Origin of the sequence: Pontibacter actiniarum, assembly GCF_003585765.1 — a bacterium.
Classification (GTDB): Bacteria; Bacteroidota; Bacteroidia; order Cytophagales; family Hymenobacteraceae; genus Pontibacter; species Pontibacter actiniarum.
Genome location: NZ_CP021235.1, coordinates 4496214 through 4513051 on the forward strand (window position 1 = coordinate 4496214; position 16838 = coordinate 4513051).

A 16838-nucleotide genomic window follows, 5' to 3' on the forward strand; every position below is an offset into this window, starting at 1 on the left:
ATGTTGAAGAATAATATACGTAGCGTAAAGGCGAGCGAAATCGAACTCAAAGAGAAAGTCGTAGCCATTAACCGTGTAGCCAAGGTTGTAAAAGGTGGTAGAAGATTTAGCTTCGCCGCCATCGTGGTAGTAGGTGATGGAAATGGCGTTGTAGGTTACGGTCTTGGCAAAGCCAACGAGGTAACCGATGCAATCGCTAAAGGTATTGATGACGCAAAGAAAAACCTTGTAAAGGTACCTGTATACCATAACACTGTTCCTCATGCTATTGAGGGCAAATACTCTGGTGGTTTCGTACTTGTTAAGCCAGCTGCTCCAGGTACTGGAGTTATCGCCGGTGGTGCAATGCGTGCTGTTCTGGAGAGTGCCGGTATCAAAGACGTACTTTGCAAGTCAAAAGGATCTTCTAACCCACACAACGTGGTGAAGGCAACTTTTGACGCTCTTTCTAAAATGCGCGATCCTTTGGCAGTTGCTCAGCAACGTGGTGTTAATTTGCAGAAAGTATTCAACGGATAATTGAAATGGCTAAAGTAACTATCACTCAAGTTAAGAGCATTATCGACAAGCCTCAATCTCAGAAGCGTACTATTCAAGCTTTAGGATTAGGTAAGATAAGCAAATCAGTATCTGTTGAGTATACTCCTCAGATTGCTGGTATGGTAAAGAAAGTCCAGCATTTAGTAGAAGTAAAAGAACAATAATCATGTACTTACATTCTTTAAAACCTGCAGAAGGCTCTGTAAAAAACAGAAAGAGAATTGGTAGAGGTACTGGTTCAGGTAGAGGTGGTACTTCTACTCGTGGACATAAAGGTGCTAAATCCCGTTCTGGCTATTCGCAAAAGGCCGGCTTCGAAGGTGGTCAAATGCCACTGCAGAGACGTGTACCTAAGTATGGCTTTAAAAACATCAACCGTGTTGAATACAAAGCTATCAACTTAGATGTTATTCAGTCTCTAGCGGAGTCTACAAACGAAACTGTCATGAACTTTGATTTCTTCAAGGCGCACGGTTTAGTTTCTAAAAACGATAAAGTTAAGATTTTGGGCAGAGGAGAGGTTAGTAAGGCTGTTGAAGTGCACGCTCATGCTTTCTCGGGAACTGCGTCATCATCAATTGAAAAAGCAGGCGGTAAAACAGTTGCTCTCTAATCAATAGGTATGAAGAAGTTTATAACAACTATAAAGAACATTTTTGCTATAGAAGACCTAAGGGTGAGAATCCTTAACACCGTGTTTTTTATAGCTATTTTCAGATTAGGTTCTTATGTTGTTTTACCTGGCGTAGATCCTAACCGGCTACAAGCTAATACATCTGGTTTATTCGGTCTATTAGATACGTTCTTAGGTGGTGCATTTAGCAATGCATCCATCTTTGCGTTAGGTATTATGCCATATATATCGGCTTCTATCGTACTGCAACTGCTAACCATAGCTGTACCATATTTTCAAAAAATGCAGAAGGAGGGTGAATCTGGTAGAAAGAAAATCAACCAGATCACTCGCGTTCTGACAATTATTATCACACTGGCTCAGGCAGTAGGCTTTGTTGCGACCATTAACGCGGAGGCTATCGCTATCAACACCACGTTGTTCACCATCACGTCCATGATTGTGCTCACCTCGGGCACCATCTTCTGTATGTGGTTAGGAGAGAAAATAACGGATAAGGGGATTGGTAACGGTATTTCCATGCTTATCATGATCGGCATTGTGTCCAGGTTCCCTGGTGCGATCGTAGCCGAGTTCCTCTCTAAGCAGTTAAATGGAGCACTCCTATTTTTGTTTGAGCTGATTGTTCTGTTCTTTGTAGTAATGTCAGTGGTGATGCTGACGCAGGCGATACGCCGTATCCCTGTGCAGTATGCCAAGCAAGTAGGCACCAGCTCACTTTACAGTGGCCAGCGTCAGTTCATTCCTTTGAAAGTGAATGCGGCGGGTGTAATGCCTATCATTTTCGCGCAGTCACTGATGTTCCTGCCTTCGATGTTAGCCTCTATTTGGGCTGACTCTAGTGAAACAGCTAACTATATCGGTTCTACTTTCTCTGACTTCACGTCTTGGCAGTATAACCTGGTGTTCGGTTTGTTAATCCTGGTGTTCACGTATTTCTATACGGCCATCAGTGTGAACCCAAACCAGATCGCCGATGATTTGAAACGTAGTGGCGGGTTTGTCCCAGGTGTTAAGCCGGGGAGAGCTACTTCAGAGTACATTGATGCTATCTTGACAAGAATCACGCTCCCTGGAGCTATCTATCTTGCGCTTGTTGCCATCTTCCCGTCTATTGCCATGTTGCTTGGCGTAACCAGAGAGTTTTCACAATTCTTTGGCGGTACCTCCCTGATCATTATGGTTGGTGTTGTACTGGATACACTGCAGCAAGTTGAAAGTTACCTGTTGATGAGACACTATGACGGCATGATGAAATCTGGAAAGCTACGTGGCAGAACAGAAAACATAGCGATGGTATCTTAATCAATGGTATTTTATAAAACTGAAGAAGAAATTGAGCTAATTCGCCAAAGTGCTTTGATATTAGGCAAAGCACATGGCGAAATTGCTCGTCTTATAAAGCCTGGTGTTTCTACCTTAGCCTTAGACAAGGCAGCAGAGGAGTTCATTCAGGATCATGGCGGAAAGCCATCTTTCAAAGACTATAATGGTTTTCCCTACAGTCTGTGCATCTCTGTTAATTCAGTAGTAGTGCACGGATTTCCTAGTAACTACACATTGAACGATGGAGATGTAATTTCTGTTGACTGTGGAGTTTATAAGAACGGGTTTCACAGCGACTCTGCCTATACACATGCAGTAGGCAATGTAAAGCCTGAAGTGCAAAAGCTTCTCGATGTAACGAAGGAGTCTTTGTACAAGGGAATTGAGAAAGCTGTAGTAGGAAGTCGTTTGGGTGATGTAGGCTTCTCAATTCAGGAACATGCCGAAGCCGCTGGCTTTACTGTTGTTCGGGAGTTGGTTGGCCACGGAATCGGGCGAAGCCTGCATGAATCCCCTGAAGTGCCCAACTACGGAAAGCGCGGTCAGGGAGTTAAACTGCAGAATGGTTTGGTTATTGCAATTGAACCCATGGTAAATCTCGGTACGCGGCATATTGTACAGGAAGAGGACGGTTGGACCATCCGAACCAAAGACAACATGCCATCCGCTCATTTCGAGCATACAGTAGTTGTACGGAAGGACAAAGCTGAGATTTTAACAACTTTTGAATATATAGAACAAGCTAAAAATTCATAAATGGCAAAACAGTCGTCCATAGAGCAAGACGGAACTATTGTAGAGGCTTTATCAAACGCCATGTTTCGAGTTGAGCTTGAGAATGGTCATCAGGTAGTGGCTCACATCTCAGGTAAAATGCGTATGAATTACATTAAAATTTTACCAGGCGACAGAGTAAAGTTGGAGATGTCTCCCTATGACCTTACCAAAGGCAGAATTGTTTACCGATATAAATAAATCCATGAAAGTTAAAGCATCAGTAAAAAAGAGAAGTGCTGAATGTAAAGTGATCCGCCGCAAGGGGAAGCTTTATGTTATCAACAAAAAGAATCCAAGATATAAACAAAGACAAGGTTAATTTATTTTTATGGCTAGAATAGCAGGAGTAGATATTCCGGATAACAAGAGAGGTGAAATCGCACTGACATACATTTATGGTATCGGTCGCAGCCTTTCTAAGCAGATTTTGAGCAAAGCCGGGGTGGATCTTGACAAAAAGGTAAAAGACTGGACTGAGGATGAAGCCGGTGAAATTAGAAATGTGATTGCTGCAGAAATCAAAACCGAAGGTGTTTTGCGTTCTGAGGTTCAGCTGCACATTAAGCGTCTTCTCGACATTGGTTGCTACCGTGGTTTAAGACACCGTAAAGGCTTGCCAGTACGTGGTCAGCGTACCAAAAACAACTCTCGCACGAGAAAAGGTAAGCGTAAGACAGTTGCAAACAAGAAGAAGGCTTCTAAATAATCATTAGATCATGGCTCAGAAAAGAAAAGATAAAGCTAAAAAGCGTGTAGTAGTTGTTGAACCTACTGGCCAAGTACACATCAAAGCTTCTTTCAACAACATTATTATATCAGTAACCAATAACGCAGGTCAAGTAATCTCTTGGGCTTCTGCTGGTAAAATGGGCTTTAAGGGTTCTAAGAAGAACACTCCTTATGCTGCACAAATGGCTGCTTCAGACTGCGCTAAGGTTGCTTATGACCTTGGCATGCGCAAAGCAGAGGTTTTTGTTAAAGGTCCTGGTGCAGGTAGAGAGTCTGCCATCCGTACGGTACAGAACACTGGTATTGAAGTAACGACGATTAAAGATGTTACGCCGTTACCGCACAACGGTTGCCGTCCACCAAAACGCAGAAGAGTTTAATTTCTAAAAAGAGAAGTAAAAATGGCAAGATATACTGGTCCTAAGAGTAAAATCTCAAGACGTTTCAATGAGGAGATTTTTGGCCCAAGCAAGGCGCTGAAAAAGAAAAGCTATCCTCCAGGGCAGCACGGTCGTGGCCGCCGCAAGAAATTGTCTGAATACGCTATTCAGCTTGCTGAAAAGCAAAAAGCTAAATATATATACGGCGTTCTGGAGAAGCAGTTCGCTAATCTTTTCGAAAAAGCGCACAGAAGAGGTGGCATCACAGGTGAAAACCTTTTGGCCCTTCTGGAGTCCAGACTGGACAACACTGTGTACCGTTTAGGTATTGCTCCAACAAGAAGAGCTGCTCGTCAGCTGGTGTTGCACAAGCATATCCTGGTTAACGGTGAGGTTGTGAACATCGCCTCTTACTCTTTGAAAGTAGGTGATGTTGTAGCTGTACGTGAGAAGTCTAAATCACTTGAGGCGATCACGACTAGCTTAACTGTTCGCAATGCACGTCAGTTTGGCTGGTTAGAGTGGGATGCTAACGAGATGGCTGGTAAGTTTATCGCTACTCCTGAGAGAGAGCAAATACCTGAGAAGATTCAGGAGCAGCTGATCGTCGAGCTTTACTCTAAGTAAGCAGCTTAATCAATTTATAACCTTTAACACTGCAAGTATGTCAATATTAGCATTTCAAATGCCAGAGAAAGTTGTAATGGAAAAAGCCGACGACTTTCATGGTTTATTTGAATTCAAGCCGCTTGAAAAAGGTTACGGGGTAACCATTGGTAATGCGCTGCGCAGAATCCTTCTTTCTTCTTTAGAGGGATACGCCATTACCAGCATTCGCATAGGTGGTGTATTGCATGAGTTCTCGTCTGTTGAAGGAGTGGTTGAGGATGTATCTGATGTGATCCTGAACCTGAAGATGGCTCGCTTTAAGAAGATTAGCGAAGTTGTAGACGAAAAAATCACTGTTTCTATCAGTGGTCAGGATACTTTCAAAGCTGGTGATATCAATAACTTCACTTCGAGCTTCGAGGTGCTGAACCCAGAGCTGGTAATTTGCCACCTGGACCCAAGCATCAACTTCGAAATCGAGATGACGATTCAGAAAGGCCGCGGTTACGTGCCTGCTGAAGAGAATAAGCCACTGGATCAGGTATTCGGACAGATTTTTATCGACGCCATCTACACGCCTATCAAAAACGTGAAGTTTAGTGTTGAGAACACCCGTGTGGAGCAAAAAACCGACTACGAGAAACTTGTTCTTGACATACAGACAGACGGCTCTATTCATCCTGAGGATGCTTTGAAGGGTGCTGCTAACATCCTGATACAGCACTTCATGCTGTTCTCCGACAATACAATGACTTTCGAAACAGCCAAGCCTGAAGAGGAGGAGGCTGTGGACGAAGAACTTCTTCACATGCGCAAGGTCCTGAAGACGCCTCTACAGGATATGGACCTTTCGGTTCGTGCGTACAACTGCCTTAAGGCTGCCGACATCAAAACGCTCGGTGACCTGGTGCAGCTGGACATCGCCGACATGATGAAGTTCAGAAACTTCGGTAAGAAGTCGTTGACTGAGTTAGAGAACCTAGTTCAGGAGAAAGGTTTGACTTTCGGTATGGACCTTTCTAAGTATAAATTAGAGGAAGATTAATTTTAATCCTACGGCATAATTCCCGATCCCTTCACTGGTTGATCGACGGTATGCACGTGCACAATCAATATAATGAGACACGGTAAAAAAATCAATCACTTAGGAAGAACTGCTTCACACCGTAAGGCAATGCTGTCTAACATGGCATCATCCCTTATTCTGCACAAGCGTCTTTCTACAACAGTGGCCAAGGCTAAAGCACTTCGTAAGTACGTAGAGCCTTTGCTAACAAAATCAAAGAGCGACACAACGCACTCTAGAAGAACAGTTTTTGCTTATCTTCAGAACAAAGAGTCTGTTAAGGAGCTTTTTGACGAAGTATCTGTTAAAATCGCTAACAGACCAGGTGGTTACACTCGTATCCTGAAGACTGGCTACAGACTGGGTGACAACGCAGAAATGTGTGTGATCGAACTGGTAGACTACAACGAGGATATGCTGGCTACAACTGGTACTGCTGCTGCTGGTGCGAAGAAAACGCGTCGCCGTGGTGGTAAGAAGAAAGCTGAGGACACTGCTGCTGAAACTACAACAGCAACAGAGGCTACTGAAGCTCCTGCTGAGTCTAACGATTCTAACGAAGAGACGAAAAATGCTGAATAAGCTTTGTCTTTAAATATTTTAAAGGGACATGACGTAAGTCGTGTCCCTTTTTTTATGTTTGTAATAAATCTTTATCATGAAAAAACATACATCCTCTGAAGCAATCCTTCTTCTGGAAGACGGAACCGTGTATAAGGGAAAAAGCTTGGGCCGCATCGGTACTTCGGGTGGTGAGCTTTGCTTTAACACTGGTATGACCGGTTACCAGGAAATCTTTACCGACCCTTCCTACTATGGGCAGCTGGTGGTTACCACCGTGTCTCATGTCGGCAACTACGGTGTGCAGCACCAGGAAGTGGAGTCTGGCAAAGTACAGATCAGCGGGCTGGTCTGTAAAGAGTTCTCTCACCATTTTTCCCGCAAAACGGCTGAAGGCTCGCTGCAGGATTACTTTGAGAAAGCGGGCGTAGTCGGCATCTGCGAAATCGACACCCGTGCCCTGGTGCGCCATATCCGTGATAAGGGCGCCATGAATGCGATTGTCTCTTCTGAAATAACAGATGTGGAGCAACTGCGTAAAATGCTAGCTGAAGTGCCATCGATGGACGGCCTGGAGCTGTCTTCGCACGTAAGCACGCCGGATGAGTACCACTTAAAGCCTGAAGAGGTGAAGTTCAGAGTGGCGGTACTTGACCTGGGAGTGAAGAGAAACAGCCTGAACAACTTTATGCAGCGCGGCTGCGAGGTGAAGGTGTTCCCTTATAACACTCCCTTTGAAGAAATGGAGAAATGGAATCCGGACGGGTATTTCATCTCGAATGGCCCGGGAGACCCTGCTGCTACCAAACATGCTGTGCAAAGCGTGAAGCAGATACTGGAGCGAGACAGACCTATGTTTGGTATTTGCATGGGCCACCAGATTCTGGCGCAGGCAAACGGCATTGCAACCTATAAGATGCATAACGGGCACAGGGGCCTTAACCAGCCCGTGAAGAACCTGCTGACGGGCAAGAGCGAAATAACAAGCCAGAACCACGGTTTCGTTGTGGATGCGGAGCAGCTCAAGAATCACCCGGATGTAGAGATTACCCATATCAACCTGAACGATAATACGGTAGAAGGCATGCGGATGCGCACCAAACCGGCCTTCTCCGTGCAGTACCACCCGGAGTCTTCTCCAGGGCCACACGACTCCACGTACTTGTTCGATGAGTTTGTGGCGCTGTTAGAAAAGAGTAAAAACAAAGTATAACTATAGTTAAACTAGAAAACCAATGAGCATTATCACTGACATTAAAGCCAGACAGATATTCGATTCCAGAGGCAATCCTACTGTTGAAGTTGATGTAACCACAGAAAGCGGCATTATGGGCCGTGCTGCTGTACCGTCTGGTGCCTCTACAGGAGTGCACGAAGCGGTGGAGCTTCGTGACAACGACAAGAGCCGCTTTATGGGCAAGGGCGTTCAGCAGGCTGTTAAAAACGTAAACGAGAAGATTGCTGAGGAACTAGTTGGTTTCCCTGTGTTTGACCAGAACCTGCTTGACAAGATCATGATTGAGCTGGACGGCACACCGAACAAAGGCAACTTGGGAGCGAACGCCATACTTGGTGTTTCCCTGGCCATTGCACGTGCCGCCGCGCAGGAGCTGAACATGCCGCTGTACCGCTACGTGGGTGGCGTAAACGCCAACACGCTGCCAGTTCCCATGATGAACATCCTGAACGGGGGTAGCCACGCGGATAACGCCATCGACTTCCAGGAGTTCATGATCATGCCGGTAGGCGCTCCTTCATTCTCAGAGGCGCTTCGTATGGGCTCGGAGGTATTCCACAACCTGAAGAACGTACTCAAGAAGAAAGGCCTTTCTACCAACGTGGGCGATGAGGGTGGCTTTGCCCCTAACATTGCCTCTAACGTAGAGGCGATCGAGGTGGTGCTGCAGGCGATTGAGGCAGCCGGCTACAAGCCTGGCGACGATTTTATGATCGCGATGGACGCCGCCAGCTCAGAGTTCTACGATGCCGCTTCCGGGCAGTATCACTTCAAGAAGTCTACTGGCGACAAGCTGTCATCTTCTGAGATGGTGAGCTACTGGAGCGAGTGGGTGAACAAGTACCCGATCATCTCTATAGAGGACGGTATGGCTGAAGACGACTGGAAAGGCTGGAAAGAGCTGACTGATAAAGTTGGAAGCAAGTGCCAGCTGGTGGGCGATGACCTGTTTGTAACAAACGTGGAGCGCCTGCAGCAGGGCATTGACCAGGGAGTGGCGAACTCTATCCTGATCAAGGTAAACCAGATCGGAACCCTGACGGAGACCATCAATGCGATTAACCTGGGCATGCGCCACGGCTATAAGAGCGTGATGAGCCACCGCTCCGGAGAGACGGAGGATAACACGATCGCTGACCTGGCGGTGGCACTGAACACTGGCCAGATCAAGACCGGTTCGGCTTCCCGCTCAGACCGTATGGCTAAGTACAACCAGCTGCTCCGCATTGAGGAGGAACTGGGTGAGGTAGCGTACTATCCGGGCAAGAAGTTCTAAAATACCATTTAGGCAAAATATATTTTGTAAGGCTGTGGGTTATAACGCTCACAGCCTTATTTTTGTAAGCAGACCTTACCCAATACCTATGATACAGCGCATCCCTAAAATATTCAGAAATTTCTATTTTATTACTTCCTTTCTGTTTGTCGCGTGGATGCTTTTTTTTGACTCCAACGACTTTGTTACCCAGTTCCAGATGCGCAGGCAGCTAAGTGAGCTGGAGGACACGAAGGAACACTACCTCGAGAAGATGGCTGAGGTAGAGAAAGACCGAAAGGAGCTGATGGGAAACCCGGAGCTGTTGGAGAAGTTTGCCCGTGAAAAGTACCTGATGAAGCGCCCGCATGAGGATGTGTTCATCATTGTGCCGAAGGAAGAGTAGGTGCGAAGGGCTGTAGCTAAAAGTGTAGAGCCACAGCCACCACAAAGGTAACCAGCCCTACAGAGGCCCTTGCTGGCGCAAGCGTCCGCTTGTGCCCCCAAAGCAGTGGGGTGCTAACGGCATATTTTATACTTCAAGTATAAGCTGAGCCTAACCTCCCCGCCTCAAAATAAATCCCTCCCCAAATAATTTGTAACTTTGTGCTACAGCACTGCTGCTGATTGGCGGCGGGCTCACGAAAATACAGATACAATGGCAAAAGTTGCAATAAACCTTTCTACCGGAGCTCTTCAGCAGGAAGAGGTAATAGTAGGCATAGATTTAGGTACAACCAACAGCTTGGTGGCCTACATTCACCCTGAAGATAAGAAGCCGATCGCTATCAACGACCAAGGCCGCGGTACCATCGTGCCGTCGGTGGTGCACTTCGCCAATAACGGCGAAACCTACGTTGGCAACGAGGCGAAGGACTACCTCCTGACAGACCCGGCAAACACAATTTACTCTGTGAAGCGCCTGCTGGGCAAATCCTACAAAGACCTGGGGGAGCATAAAGATTACTTTGGCTATAAGGTGATTGATGACGACAGCGAAGGCCTGGTGAAGATCCGGGTGCAGGACAAGTTCTACTCCCCGATTGAGCTGTCGGCAGAGATACTGAAAGAGCTGCGCGAGCGGGCGGAGCACTCTCTGAAGACTCCGGTTAACCGCGCCGTAATTACCGTTCCGGCCTATTTTAACGATTCGCAGCGGCAAGCTACGCGCGATGCCGGAAAACTGGCCGGGCTGGAAGTACTGCGTATCGTAAACGAGCCTACTGCAGCCGCACTGGCCTACGGCATTGGGATAGACCCGAACGAGGAGAAAACGGTGGCCGTGTACGATCTTGGTGGCGGTACCTTCGATATCTCCATCCTCAGCATTCATCAGGGCATCTTTGAGGTACTCTCTACCAACGGTGACACCTACCTGGGCGGCGATGACTTTGACCGCGCCATCATCAACCACTGGATTCAAAACAACGAACTGATTGCCGATACTGTGAACCAGGACAAGCACCTGTCGCAGGAGCTGCGCCTGAGAGCCGAAGAGGCGAAGCGCGCCCTGAGCGCGCAGGAGGTATATACCGGCACAATTGACGGAAGGATTGACTGCCACCTGGAGCGGCACACGTTCGAAACGCTGATCGCTCCGATTGTAGCCCGCACGATGGAAAGCTGCAGGCAGGCTATGGCGGATGCAAAGCTACAGCCGGAGCAGATTGACGCTGTGATTATGGTGGGAGGCTCTACACGCGTACCGATGGTGTACGAGGCCGTATCGGAGTTCTTCGGCAAACCAGCAAACAATTCGCTGAACCCGGATGAGGTAGTGGCCCTGGGCGCTGCCATCCAGGCCGATATCCTGGCCGGTAACCGCAAAGACATCCTACTACTGGATGTAACGCCGCTAACGCTGGGCATTGAGACGATGGGCGGCCTGATGGACTCTATCATCCCGCGCAACTCCAAGATACCAACCAAGGCAGGGCGCCAGTACACGACTTCGGTAGACGGACAGGTGAACATGAAGATCTCCGTTTACCAAGGCGAGCGCGACCTGGTAAAGGAAAACCGCAAACTGGCTGAGTTCGATCTGAAGGGTATCCCGGCTATGCCGGCGGGCTTCCCGAAGGTAGACGTCAACTTTATACTTAATGCGGACGGTATCCTGAAGGTAGAGGCGGTTGAGCTGCGCTCCGGCGTGCGCCAGGAGGTAGAGGTAAAGCCACAGTACGGCCTCACAGACGAGCAGGTGGAGCAAATGCTGATGGACTCTATCACCCACGCTAAGGACGACGTATCAACTCGTATGGTGATAGAGGCGCGTACCTCGGCAGAGCAGATGCTGTACCAGGTGGAGCGCTTTGTGGAGAAGAACGGTCAGCACCTGACGGAGGAAGAAATCAAACTTACCCGTGAAAATGTGCAGAAGCTGCGCGATGTGCTAGCCGCCAACGGTGATAAAGACGCCATATACGCAGCAGTGGACAGACTGGAGGAGCAGACAAGCCCGTTTGCCGAGCGCGTGATGCAGATCTCGATCAAGCAGACAATGGCCGGGAAGAAGATTGAGTAGAACGCACACTTCCGCCAGAGTGTGGAAGATATGAGAAGTATAAACAGAAAGCGCTGGCTACTATAGCCAGCGCTTTCTGTTTTATAGGTATGCTGTGTTAGCGTTCGATTGCCTGTAGCACAAACTGCAGCAGGTTAACATTGAAGTACAGCAGCGTAAGAGCCACAATTACCCCGACCATGATGTTGGCGTACGGGGCCTCCCGCTCCCGTACCTCCCGCATCCCCCAGTACACATAGCCAAACAGGGCAAGCAGGGCGTAAAGCAACAACAGAACCGGAACAGCCAGCAGCACCTCCACCGAGGCAAAGCGCCAGAAATAGTTCAGCCCAAGCCAGAACAGGTTCAGAGTCCATACTACAACCAGCATCAGAATGCTGCGCCTGCCCGAAACCAGGCCTATGCTGCTGAAGAACCTCGCCGCTGCCGTGCCTCCTCCCGTTGCCATACTTGTTTACAGCTTAATATCGAAGCGCTGGGCCAGGGCCTCCAGGTCGCGCTCTACCGGCGGCAGCAGCGGAATCCCCTGTATCAGGCGCACCTCTTCCATCTCACGCTCCGGGTCGCCAGGGATTAACACGGCCCGCTCCCCGCTAACTGCGTTGGCGCGGCGGAAAGTGCCGATCCAGTTGTCCATGTGCTGCTTAAACTCTTCGGCAGGACGGAAAGCGTCTACACGCATAGCGCCTAAAAAGTGGCCGATGCCTTCTCCCGGCAGGTTGTCCGCCACCGGCAGGAAAGCCACAAACGGCGGCACCCATGGGCCGTAATTGGCGCCCGAAAGTACGGCAGACAGAATATCCACCACGGAGGCCAACGCATAGCCTTTGTGGCTGCCGTGGTCGCGGTCGGAGCCCAGCGGAAGCAGAGCCCCGCCATCCTTCAGTTCGTTCGGGTTGGTGGAGTTGTGGCCTTCTTTCGTCTGTATCCAACCGGAAGGGGCTTTTTTCTCTTTGCGTTGCAGTATCTCCAGCTTTCCGTTGGCAGCAGCGGCAGTGGCCAAGTCAGCTACAAAAGGAGGTTGGTGCTTAGCGGGCACAGCCACGGCGATAGGGTTGGTGCCCAACATGCGGTCTGTAGAGAACGTTGGAGCCACCAGGGGCGAGGCGTTAGTCATGGCAATGCCGATCATGTCGTCCTCCAGCGCCATCATGGCATGGTAGCCGGCAATGCCGAAGTGGTTTGAGTTCTTTACGGATACCCATCCGGAGCCCACCTGTTCCGCCTTCTGTTTCGCAATAGCCATGGCACGCGGTGCCACCACCAGCCCCAGGCCTCCATCGCCGTCTACCGTGGCGGTGCTGGGTGTTTCGTGCACAACACGGATGTTCGGCTTAGGGTTAATTCTGCCTGCCTCCCACAGGCGCACATAGCCGCTCAGGCGGGCTACGCCGTGGGAGTCTACGCCGCGCAGGTCAGCGGAAAGCAGTACTTCGGCAGCCAGACGGGCATCGTCCGCCGGGCAACCTATGTGCAGGAACACCTCCTGCGTGAAGTCAAAAAGTTGTCGGTATGGGTACATGATAAATGAACGCTGGTAAAGGCGGCAAATTAAGAAAATATATACGCAAAGCCTTAGCTTCTGCCTTCGGCGCGTCCTTTCGCAACGGCAAAGCCAGGTATTTACCACATCGCCTGAAATTATATCTGCTTTTTTATATACTTTGCCGCTCCGCCAGTAAGTCTGGAACAAACTTTGCCTTAGCCTCAGAAAGTTAGGCCCTTGCACTATGAAGAAAGCTATACTACTATTTGCCTCCGTACTGGCCGCCTTTGCTGCCGAGGCACAAACCAAGCTGCTGTTTGAGGAGAAAACAGCCGAAGCCTACCTGCTCAAGTATGGCTCCGGGGCGTCGGGTAGCAGCCAGGCACAGCTCAACAGCATCATTAACACGCTAACAGAAAACCAGGTAACAACCAGGAACAGAAGACCGCCTCGAAAGCCTGAGTTTGCGCTGCGCTTTGAGCAGCAGGCACAGATTACGGATGTAGGGGATGTGCTGCAGCTGACGGTGCAGGTAGGGAAGCCGCAGATCAGCGGCAGTACCGAGTACCGCGACTTTAACCTGGCGGATGCCCTGTTACCGGACAAGTACAAGGCCAGGGTAAAGCTGCTCAATGCCAAAAATGAGGTTGTCAGCACCTACGACCGCACCGTAGTGCTGAAGCCAAAAGGTGTGGCCCTGCTACAGGAGCAAATCCCTGACACAGCCGTCAACCAGCACTATAAGCTGCAGGTAGAGCAGGGGCAGGTAGAGTTTACCGCCGAGGATGTAAAACAGCTGCAGGAGAGGATGGCCTTGGTGCGGGCGTACTTTACAGCTGACGCCAAAGTGTTGCAGGCCCTGCAGGACGCGGCCCACGTACTTCCGGATGACGTTGACCGCCTGCCGCTGCAGGAGCGCAGGCTACGGGAACTGGAGGAACTGTACGCCGAGCTGCGAAAAGAGAACTATACCGAGAAGCTTCAGCTGAAGGCGCAGGACCCGCAACGGCTCAACTACAAGCTGACCCAGCTACAGCAGGTGCTACAGGAGCGCCGCAAGGCTATCGACTACATACTGGCTACCCTCGATCAGCAGTTCTATAACAGGGGCGTGAGCCTGATCAACAATGGAAACGTGTCGGCGGCGCAGGTGTACTTTGCCAAGTCAGCGGAGGCTAACCCCAACTTTGCCCCGGCCCACGTACAGCTCGCCCGCATTGACCTTCGAAACGGCTACATTCGTGAGGCCACGAACAGAACACGCGACGTGCTTACCCGCATGCGCGTGGACCCGCAGACAGAGCAGCTGGCGCTGGGGCTGGCACATGACATCTACGCAGCGCATATCACGGAGGGGCAGAAGTTTACCTCCCGGGGCGAGTACGAAAGCGCTCTGGATACCTACGCAGCGGCCCGCGACCTGTGCAGTACCATTGGTGGCCTGCGCTGCAGCATGCAGGTGCTGAACGATGGCGAGGCCAGGGCAGCCACAGGCATGTACCACCTTATGGTAGACAACGGAAAGCGCTTGCTGGCCCGCAACAATCTGGCCGAGGCAGAGCGGGTGGCGCGGGAAGCCCTGGACTTTCAGAAAGCTTATGATTACGCGCTGCCCCATACTACAGAGGCCAACGAGTTGCTGGGGCAGGTGAAGTTCCAGTACTATGTGCGTTTTATAGATGAGGGAAAGCGGTTCCTGGCGCAGCAGAACCACCGGGAGGCCTTAAGCCAGTTTGAAGAAGCGCTGGCGCTGGAGCAAGGGTACACTTTCCGGCCGGTACAGGAGTTGAGGCAGCTGTCGCAGAAAGCAGCAAAGCCGGTGCTGCTGGCTATGCTGACGCAGGGCTACGAACAGGCCATGCAAAACAGGCTGAGCCTCGCCCGCCAAACAGCTTCGGATGCCACGGCGATGCAGGAGCGGTTTGCCCTGGTGCAGGACCCGGAGGTGCTGAGTAAGTATAAACTGCTCCGGGAGCGCATCTTTACGCAGGAGTGCGTCAACACGCAGGCTGCGTACGACAGGCACCTGCAGCAGGCCCAGACACTGGCGCGGGAAAAGAAGTTTATTTCCGCGGAGCAGGCCTACGGCGCAGCCATTAAGGCGGCAGGAGAAAAGCCTGAATGTAGCGTGGCTACCTTTACCGCTGAAGACGGCATAGCCGCTATTGCCGCTGCTGCTGCGTACCAGCGGAAGTTGGAGGAAGCTGACCGCCTTATTGCCCGAAGCAAGTATGGTGAAGCGGTTATGCGCTATGAGGAGGCGAAGTCTCTCTACCTGGCACAGCAGGTGAATAAGTACGGGCTGGATCACATCTCGCTCTACAATTTCGCCAAAGACCACCAGAGGCAGCCGTTTACTGCAGCCGTAGTAGGGTATTACGCCAACCAGGGCGAGGAGGAGGTCGCCGTTCAGCTCCTGGCGCTGCTGCTGGAGAAAGGCTACCGCACAGGCAAAACAAAGAAGGTACAGCAGCAGCTCGGGAAGCAGCTGGCTCAAAAAGATGTGCAGCAAGGGCAGCTGTTGGACGCCCGAGTGCTCTCTGCAAAGTATAGCCAGCACAACCGTAACCTCAAAAAGCTGGAGAAGGCGTATGAAAAGGAGCGGAGGCGACTGGCAAAAAGTTAGGCACAGAAAAGCCCCGGGAGTGTAGTTTCCGGGGCTTTTTTGTGCCTGATGTTCCCCACTTAGAAAAGGAGGGAGGGCCGGTTGAGGGTTACTGGGCGGCCAGCATTTCCTGCAGCATGCCTTCTTTCAGTGCATAAGACGATACCCGTATCTCCTGAAGGTTATACTTCTGGAGCACAAAGTCCGCGGCTATACTTGCCAGCACAATCATATCCACCCGCATTTCCAGCATGCCCGGAATCGCCAGGCGCTCCTCGTGGTTCTTTCGGAGCAGGTCCTGGTGTACAGTACGGAAGGCCTTTACCGCCAGGGTAGAGGCAACCGGTGGGGCCGTGGTGCGGGAGGTGTCGCCTTTGCTTTGCGCGTCAATGTCGCAGAGTGTGTCGAAGGTGCCGGAGGAGCCTACCAGTACAGTGGGCTTATACTTGGCCACCGCCTCCGTCAGCGGCTGCAGTTTTTCTTCCAGGTACGCTTTCTCGGCGGCAACGCTTTCAGCGGGAATCGGATCCTGGGTGAAGAACATATCCATCAGGCGCTGTGCCCCCAGCTCAAAGCTCTGCTTCCAGAAAATCTCATTTTGGTTGCAAAGGATAAACTCCACGCTGCCACCCCCGATGTCCATGATCAGGGCGGTTTCCTCGCCCAGCACACCGGCTGCCCGCACGCCGTAGTAGATCAGCTCCGCCTCGCGCGCCCCGTCAATTACCTCCACCCTTATATCCGTCTGTTTAAAGATATCCTTCACAAAGGCATCGCCGTTGCTGGCGTTGCGCACCATGCTGGTGGCCATGGCCCGCACGGTATCCGCCCCCAGCTCGTCTATGGTTTTGCGGAAGTCGCGCAAGGTCTTCAGGGCGCGGTCGGAAGCCTCGGGTGTAATTGCCCCGTTGCTGATGCCGCCCTGGCCCAGCCGCACCGGCACCTTCGTTTTAAATAGTTCCTGCAGCTGGCCCTGCTCACTTACCTCCGTTACCAGCAGGTGAAAGGTGTTGGTGCCCATGTCGATGAGTGCGAGACGTTTATTCATGGTTAAAGCGTGTAGTTAGGGTTTGTAGATAACGCGTACCTTGTTTAACAGCAAAGGAGGC

Annotated in this window: 20 protein-coding genes; 17 read left to right on the plus strand and 3 right to left on the minus strand. The window is 50.5% G+C overall.

Going from position 1 to position 16838, the window contains the following annotated elements; genetic code table 11:
- The 16 genes from rpsE (at position 1) to hscA (ending at position 11638) form a co-directional block, all read left to right on the plus strand.
- Entirely contained in the window at positions 1-519 is a 519-nt protein-coding gene (rpsE, locus tag CA264_RS19480) for a 30S ribosomal protein S5 (RefSeq protein ID WP_025609069.1), read from the plus strand.
- Between the two features lie 5 nt (positions 520-524).
- A complete protein-coding gene (gene rpmD / locus CA264_RS19485) occupies positions 525-704 on the plus strand; it encodes a 50S ribosomal protein L30 (RefSeq protein WP_025609071.1) in 180 nt (59 codons plus the stop codon).
- Between the two features lie 2 nt (positions 705-706).
- Positions 707-1153: a 50S ribosomal protein L15 gene (gene rplO, locus CA264_RS19490; RefSeq protein WP_025609073.1), complete on the plus strand. Its 447-nt coding sequence runs from the start codon at positions 707-709 to the stop codon at positions 1151-1153.
- 9 nt (positions 1154-1162) lie between these two features.
- On the plus strand, positions 1163-2479 hold the full coding sequence (gene secY, locus CA264_RS19495; RefSeq protein ID WP_025609074.1) for a preprotein translocase subunit SecY: 1317 nt from the start codon (positions 1163-1165) through the stop codon (positions 2477-2479).
- Positions 2480-2482: 3 nt separating this feature from the next.
- Positions 2483-3256, plus strand: coding sequence for a type I methionyl aminopeptidase (map, locus tag CA264_RS19500; protein ID WP_025609075.1), 774 nt, complete (start codon positions 2483-2485; stop codon positions 3254-3256).
- Positions 3257-3475 (plus strand): translation initiation factor IF-1, encoded by a 219-nt coding sequence (gene infA / locus CA264_RS19505; protein ID WP_025609076.1) that lies wholly within the window; start codon positions 3257-3259, stop codon positions 3473-3475.
- Positions 3476-3479: 4 nt separating this feature from the next.
- On the plus strand, positions 3480-3596 hold the full coding sequence (gene rpmJ, locus CA264_RS19510; protein WP_007654264.1) for a 50S ribosomal protein L36: 117 nt from the start codon (positions 3480-3482) through the stop codon (positions 3594-3596).
- Between the two features lie 9 nt (positions 3597-3605).
- Positions 3606-3983 carry a 30S ribosomal protein S13 gene (gene rpsM, locus CA264_RS19515; RefSeq protein WP_025609077.1) on the plus strand — a complete coding sequence of 126 codons (378 nt, stop codon included), beginning with the start codon at positions 3606-3608 and terminating at the stop codon, positions 3981-3983.
- Positions 3984-3993: 10 nt separating this feature from the next.
- Entirely contained in the window at positions 3994-4386 is a 393-nt protein-coding gene (gene rpsK / locus CA264_RS19520; RefSeq protein WP_025609078.1) for a 30S ribosomal protein S11, read from the plus strand.
- 21 nt (positions 4387-4407) lie between these two features.
- A complete protein-coding gene (rpsD, locus tag CA264_RS19525) occupies positions 4408-5013 on the plus strand; it encodes a 30S ribosomal protein S4 (RefSeq protein ID WP_025609079.1) in 606 nt (201 codons plus the stop codon).
- Positions 5014-5050: 37 nt separating this feature from the next.
- Positions 5051-6040 (plus strand): DNA-directed RNA polymerase subunit alpha, encoded by a 990-nt coding sequence (locus tag CA264_RS19530; protein WP_025609080.1) that lies wholly within the window; start codon positions 5051-5053, stop codon positions 6038-6040.
- Positions 6041-6112: 72 nt separating this feature from the next.
- Entirely contained in the window at positions 6113-6643 is a 531-nt protein-coding gene (rplQ, locus tag CA264_RS19535; RefSeq protein ID WP_025609082.1) for a 50S ribosomal protein L17, read from the plus strand.
- A 76-nt stretch (positions 6644-6719) separates the two neighbouring features.
- Complete coding sequence (carA, locus tag CA264_RS19540; RefSeq protein WP_025609083.1) at positions 6720-7835, plus strand: glutamine-hydrolyzing carbamoyl-phosphate synthase small subunit; 1116 nt, start codon at positions 6720-6722, stop codon at positions 7833-7835.
- A 22-nt stretch (positions 7836-7857) separates the two neighbouring features.
- Positions 7858-9135, plus strand: a complete 1278-nt coding sequence (gene eno, locus CA264_RS19545) for a phosphopyruvate hydratase (RefSeq protein WP_025609084.1) — start codon at positions 7858-7860, stop codon at positions 9133-9135.
- 88 nt (positions 9136-9223) lie between these two features.
- On the plus strand, positions 9224-9520 hold the full coding sequence (locus tag CA264_RS19550; RefSeq protein WP_025609085.1) for an FtsB family cell division protein: 297 nt from the start codon (positions 9224-9226) through the stop codon (positions 9518-9520).
- A gap of 252 nt (positions 9521-9772) precedes the next feature.
- A complete protein-coding gene (gene hscA, locus CA264_RS19555; RefSeq protein ID WP_025609086.1) occupies positions 9773-11638 on the plus strand; it encodes a Fe-S protein assembly chaperone HscA in 1866 nt (621 codons plus the stop codon).
- 97 nt (positions 11639-11735) lie between these two features.
- On the opposite strand, the gene CA264_RS19560 is transcribed toward hscA, so the two are convergent.
- Entirely contained in the window at positions 11736-12086 is a 351-nt protein-coding gene (locus CA264_RS19560) for a hypothetical protein (protein WP_025609087.1), read from the minus strand.
- Between the two features lie 6 nt (positions 12087-12092).
- Entirely contained in the window at positions 12093-13160 is a 1068-nt protein-coding gene (locus tag CA264_RS19565; RefSeq protein WP_036777603.1) for an Ldh family oxidoreductase, read from the minus strand.
- Between the two features lie 208 nt (positions 13161-13368).
- Between CA264_RS19565 and CA264_RS19570 the strand changes: the two genes are divergently transcribed.
- Positions 13369-15750 carry a tetratricopeptide repeat protein gene (locus CA264_RS19570; RefSeq protein WP_025609089.1) on the plus strand — a complete coding sequence of 794 codons (2382 nt, stop codon included), beginning with the start codon at positions 13369-13371 and terminating at the stop codon, positions 15748-15750.
- Between the two features lie 88 nt (positions 15751-15838).
- Here the strand turns inward: CA264_RS19570 and CA264_RS19575 are convergent, their stop codons facing one another.
- The gene (locus tag CA264_RS19575; RefSeq protein WP_025609090.1) at positions 15839-16777 is read right to left on the minus strand and encodes a Ppx/GppA phosphatase family protein; all 939 of its coding nucleotides are present in this window, start codon (positions 16775-16777) and stop codon (positions 15839-15841) included.
- Between the last annotated feature and the right edge of the window lie 61 nt (positions 16778-16838).